Here is a 5,430-nt window from a genome sequence, read left to right on the forward strand (position 1 = left end):
GCATCTATCCCTGCCAATTATAGGCGATGGTCGTTGTGTATGAGCCACTCTCTAACAAAAAATATCGCGATCGCGGCCTACGGCCGCTTATCAAAAAGAACCCCGCCTAAAAAGGCGGGGTTCGTCAGCAATCTGAAGCGTCGAGAGACGCCTTTTTACGTTGTAACGAACTCGCTTCCTGTAATTATTTACGCTCCAACCACACACCCGCTTCGGTATGGTGGGTGAACGGGAATTGATCGAACAGCGCACAGCGACTAATGCGGTGTGTTTGGCTGAGGCGTTCTAGGTTCTCGACCAAAGTCTCAGGGTTACAGGAGATATATAAAATCCGATCGTAACCTTGCACCATTTTGCAGGTTTCATCATCCATGCCCGCACGAGGGGGATCGACAAAGATGGTATTGCACTGATAGTCACTCAGCGTTACCCCTTGGTCTTTTAAGCGGCGGAATTCGCGCTCGCCATTGATCGCTTGAGTGAACTCTTCGGCAGACATGCGAATAATTTGCACATTGTCGATGTTGTTGGCGGCAATATTGTATTGCGCCGATTGTACCGAAGGTTTCGCCAGCTCGGTGGCGAGGACGCGGCGAAAGTTTTTCGCTAGTGCCAGTGAGAAGTTGCCATTCCCACAATACAGCTCCAGCAAATCACCTTGGCTATCGCGGGTGCAATCAATGGCCCATTCCAGCATTTTCTCCGCCACCGGCCCGTTTGGTTGGGTAAAACTGTTTTCAATTTGCTGGTAGATCAATGTCTGACCATCAGCATTGAGTTTTTCCAAAACGTAGTCGCGGTCTAGCACTTTCTTTTGCTTGCGCGCACGGCCAATCAGGTTGAGGTTAAAGCCCTCATCGTTCAAACGTTGTTTAAGCGCTTGCGCGGCCTCGTCCCACTCTTCGTCTAGCTGGCGGTGATACAGCAAAGACACCAAGATCTCACCGCTTAAAGTGGAGAGAAAATCAACTTGGAAGAGCTTACGTCGCAACGCGTCGTTAGGCTTGATGGCATCCATCAATAGCGGCATCAAATCATTGATCAAACGGCTTGCGGCAGGAAAGGTATCGACTCGATATTTCTGCTTGGTCGCAGGATCAAACATGATGTAATACAGGTCGTCGCCTTCATGCCATACTCGAAACTCTGCGCGCATCCGATAGTGGGTTTCCGGTGAGCGAAAGATCTCTAGCTCAGGCGCATGAAACGGCGCGAGTTGGGTAGTGAGTCGTTGTACTTTCTCAGCAAGCTGTGTGTCGTAGTCAACGGCGGTGTGAGCCTTGGTCATGATGGCTGCCTCAGCGATTGGAAAATGAGCGCAGATTTTAGACAAATCCCCAGCCATGTCCACCCTTGCTCACGATTCTCCTTTATTCAATAGGGTTATCAATGGACAATATCCATCTAGACGGCTACTATCCGTGAGCGGGTACGCGATCAGCAAGTATAAGCCTGTTGGTCACTGGAATGCGGTGAGAATCCGCAACTGACGCGCAGCGGTGTAAGAGAACGACCCTAACTCGGCGCTAGGCCAGACACTGTCGCCAATACTGTTTAACAGTATGCGATGGGAAGTCGTTAGCAGTAGGCGGCGAAAGCCACGCTCTTAAGTCCGAACACAGCCCGCCCCGCAGCATAACGCTGCATATTCTCGCGATAGAAAGGAATAACCAATGAACAAACAGATTGTGGCGAGCCTAGTGGCGGCGTCATTACTCCCTGTGAGCGCGTGGGCCGAGCAAAACACCGAAACGGTGGTGGTGACTGCTAGTCGGTTTGAGCAGTCAGATGCTTCAGTGTTGCAATCGGCAACTATCTTAACGCGTCAAGACATTGCGCGCTTGCAGGCGCGAAGCCTTGTCGATGTATTGCGTACGGTGCCGAGCATCGAGATTGCTCAAAGCGGAGGCCGTGGACAAATTGCCTCTATTTTTATGCGCGGCACGGAATCAGACCACTCTTTAGTCTTGATTGATGGCATGCGTATGGCGTCATCCATCAAAGGCTCGGTGGATTTTAATCAGATCCCAGTAAACAGTATCGAGCGTATTGAGATTATTCGCGGCGCACGCGCCACACTTTATGGGTCGAGCGCGATCGGCGGGGTGATTAATATCATCACCAAAAGCAATAAAGAGCGAGCCAATGTCTCAGCGACCGTAGGCAGTTTGGATCATCATGCTGTTAGTGGCGCATGGGCAACAAAATTGGGCGATCACGGTCACTTCTCTGGTGCGGCTGGGTATGAGTCGAATGATGGATACAATGTTCATCCAACGACAAGTAACCAAGGTGATCAGCATGGTTTTACCGGCCGCAATGCGCAGCTTGGATACAGTCATCGCTGGAATCCATCTTGGTCGGCCGATATCACGGGACGCTGGTACCAGAATGAGTATGATTACGATAATTTTGGTAGCTTAAAACATGGCTGGTTAGAAAGCCAATCACTGGCCAGTACGCTGAACTATCGCTCTGATGTCTGGAGTGCAACACTCAGCGCAGAAATCTCCCAACAAGAAAACTTCGACTACAGCCCCGGCAGTGACCGTAAAAACAATAAAACTTCAGATGTTGAGCAAATCTCTACCTCGTTGGGACTCCAGTATCAAGCCACGGAGGATTGGCTGCTTGGTGGTGGTGTGGATTATCGACAAGATACCTTTAATGAAGGAAGCTTGATTACTAACCCCGATGATATTGCAATCAACCCGCGTGATAACCTTGGCACTTACCTTTTAACGCAATTTAGCCCAGTAGAGGCACTATCTATTGAGGCAAGCGCACGCTCGGATGATAACGAACAATACGGGCAACATACGACATGGCAGACAAGCGCGGGTCTTGCGATAGCGGAAGGGTATCAATTGGTCGCCAGCTACGGCACCGCTTTTAAGGCCCCAAGTCTGACTGAACTTTACGGATGGGGCGGTAATGCAACGCTCAAGCCGGAGGAATCATCCAACACCGAGCTTGCTCTTCGTGGCGTGACGGCTGACGTTGATTGGTCACTTACAGGCTATATCAATCGCATTGATAATCTCATTCAGTATGCAGGTAGTTACCCCAACGGTCAGAACCAAAACGTGGGCGAAGCTAAGATCGAAGGCGTTGAGTTTATTGCTAACTTTGATGTCCACGCTTTAAATAACCGCATATCGTTAGAATATAAAGACCCTAAAAATGAGAAAACAGGCGAGCAGCTCGCACGTCGCGCTAAACGGATAGCGAAGTGGGATGCATCCTACCAATGGGAGCGACTGCAGCTCGGTACTCAGTGGCAGTATCAAAGTGAACGTCTGGATTATTCCGGTGGAGAGATGTTGGGAAGCTATAGCCTGTGGACGATTACTGCGTCCTATCAGGCGACCGATAATCTGACCGTAAAAGGTAAAGTCGATAATGTATTTGATAAAGACTACGAAACCGCGGGTGGTTATCCGTCAGCTGAACGCGGCTATTTTATGACGTTAGACTATCAGTACTAGTGCCTGTTTCACGGCGAAGCTAGCTTTAATCACGCCTTTATCGTTATGATAAGGGCGTTTTTTTATTGAGTGGCTGGATCATGGCGCAACCCCATATTTTGATCTTTGACTCCGGTGTCGGAGGCTTATCTGTCTACCAAGCGATCAAGGCAAGCTTGCCGAGCGCTCAATATACCTATTTGTTCGACAATGCCGCTTTCCCCTATGGCGAATTAGAAGATCAACGCCTAGTGCATCGCGTACTTACTCTGGTCAAAGCAATCTGTGAGCGCCATGCAGTCGATATCATCGTCATTGCGTGTAATACAGCTTCGACACTCGTGCTGCCGACACTGCGTGACGCACTCTCTATACCGGTTGTTGGCGTGGTGCCAGCGATCAAGCCAGCGGCGGCTTTGAGTCAACACAAAGCTATCGGTCTGCTCGCGACCCCAGCCACCGTCAACCGGCCTTATACGGCACAACTGATCGCAGATTTCGCCAAAGATTGCCGAATTGTCTCGGTAGGGACAACAGCATTAGTACATATGGCAGAGCGTAAACTGCGTGGGGAGGCGGTGAATCAGCAAGACCTTAGCGCCATACTTGCACCGTTTGATTCGCACATCGATGTCTTGGTGCTAGGCTGTACCCACTTTCCACTCTTACATGATGAAATACAGGCGGCGATGGGTAAACAGGTCCAGTTGGTTGACTCCGGCAGTGCCATTGCACGTCGTGTTGCCTCATTGGTCACGCCGCAAGCATCTGTCACCAGCGATAACAGTGATGGCAATCGCGCATACGCGACGGCGACGCCTATAAAAGCCGCCGCCTTGTCTGATTATATCCGCTCGATTGGACTAGAGTGCGTTAGCTATGCTCCCGCTTTTTTGGATCGTTCGCTTCACGCACTTTAAGTGTTCGCTCGCCGTAAACATTGTTGTTTAGGGCATCGATAGCATCATCTGCATGCGCAGCCGCCATCACAACAAAACCAAAGCCACGACGTTTACCGGTACGCTTGTCCTTCATTAACCTTACCGCAAACACTTCTCCATGCTCGCCAAACAGGGACTTCACATCATTTTCATTGGCGCGATAGGGCAGGTTGCCGACATAAATCGTCTTACTCTGAGGGGGATCTTCCTCTTTTGTTGCAACGGTCACTGTGGCTTGGGGAGCATATAAGCAGGCAATACCACTGATAACCGCACCGGCAGCGAAAGCCAAAGCGGGAGAAACCGTACTCATTAGGTTTACTACAATGGCACCGAGGATGGCGATGGTGATAATCAATACAAAAGCAATTGGTGATTTCATAAGCGTCATAAGCGTTAATACAAGTAATAAAGTGATGGTACGCAAGACAATTTGGCAGCGGCGTACCCTTAAATGGTTCTTAGAAAATCAACCAGCGTTACTTCTTGGTAAAAGGCGCGTAGCTATAATGTTTCAAATCGCTGGTTATTCATCATTTTAGGTGGATTATTGTCCACTCGAAATAAAAAACGCGAAAAACCCTTGTCAGTGTGATCCGGGTCGCTATAATGCGCCCCATCGACACGGCACACAGGGCAAGCGCTCAGCGGCCATGTCGGGGCAAAAAATCAAATAAAAATAAACGCTTGACGTCAGTTTTTAAATGATTAAGATAGCCCACCTACTTAACGCCGACAACGCGTTAGGGGAGTCAAAAAGAGGTTTTGTTTTCGCCGGTTGGCATCAACAAAAAGATAAAATTTCTTCTTGACTTCATCGGCAAGGCGAGTAATATACGCAGCCCTGACCGAGCGAAGCAACGCTTCGAAAGTCAACGCTCTTTAACAATTTGACCTATGCAATCTGTGTGGGCACTCGTTGAGAATAGACAAAAAGATTTATTCGATGAACTGAGTGACCAAACGATAACTTTTAGTTATTCGGCACAGTCAATTCGTTTTTCTCTTCGGAGATAAACAAA

Annotated in this window: 4 protein-coding genes and 1 riboswitch; of the genes, 2 read left to right on the plus strand and 2 right to left on the minus strand. The window is 49.2% G+C overall.

The annotated features are described in order from the left end of the window. Nucleotides 1-184: 184 nt before the first annotated feature. On the minus strand, nt 185-1,288 hold the full coding sequence (trmA, locus tag BGK46_RS14730; RefSeq protein ID WP_069590512.1) for a tRNA (uridine(54)-C5)-methyltransferase TrmA: 1,104 nt from the start codon (nt 1,286-1,288) through the stop codon (nt 185-187). 122 nt (nt 1,289-1,410) lie between these two features. Next, nucleotides 1,411-1,642: riboswitch (cobalamin riboswitch) on the plus strand. Between the two features lie 31 nt (nt 1,643-1,673). Between trmA and BGK46_RS14735 the strand changes: the two genes are divergently transcribed. Both BGK46_RS14735 and murI read left to right on the plus strand, forming a co-directional pair. After that, nucleotides 1,674-3,488, plus strand: coding sequence for a TonB-dependent receptor domain-containing protein (locus BGK46_RS14735; RefSeq protein WP_069590506.1), 1,815 nt, complete (start codon nt 1,674-1,676; stop codon nt 3,486-3,488). Nucleotides 3,489-3,568: 80 nt separating this feature from the next. After that, complete coding sequence (murI, locus tag BGK46_RS14740) at nt 3,569-4,387, plus strand: glutamate racemase (RefSeq protein WP_069590508.1); 819 nt, start codon at nt 3,569-3,571, stop codon at nt 4,385-4,387. Here the strand turns inward: murI and BGK46_RS14745 are convergent. Continuing rightward, complete coding sequence (locus BGK46_RS14745) at nt 4,341-4,790, minus strand: RNA recognition motif domain-containing protein (RefSeq protein WP_069590510.1); 450 nt, start codon at nt 4,788-4,790, stop codon at nt 4,341-4,343. The genes murI and BGK46_RS14745 overlap by 47 nt on opposite strands. Between the last annotated feature and the right edge of the window lie 640 nt (nt 4,791-5,430).

The sequence above is a fragment of the Salinivibrio sp. SS2 genome (assembly GCF_001722075.1).
Lineage (GTDB): Bacteria > Pseudomonadota > Gammaproteobacteria > Enterobacterales > Vibrionaceae > Salinivibrio > Salinivibrio proteolyticus.

Excerpts from the sequence above, each read along its gene's own strand:
- trmA (WP_069590512.1), bottom strand. The coding sequence starts at position 1,288 with ATGACCAAGGCTCACACCGCCGTTGACTACGACACACAGCTTGCTGAG.
- BGK46_RS14735 (WP_069590506.1), top strand. The coding sequence starts at position 1,674 with ATGAACAAACAGATTGTGGCGAGCCTAGTGGCGGCGTCATTACTCCCT.
- murI (WP_069590508.1), top strand. The coding sequence starts at position 3,569 with ATGGCGCAACCCCATATTTTGATCTTTGACTCCGGTGTCGGAGGCTTA.
- BGK46_RS14745 (WP_069590510.1), bottom strand. The coding sequence starts at position 4,790 with ATGAAATCACCAATTGCTTTTGTATTGATTATCACCATCGCCATCCTC.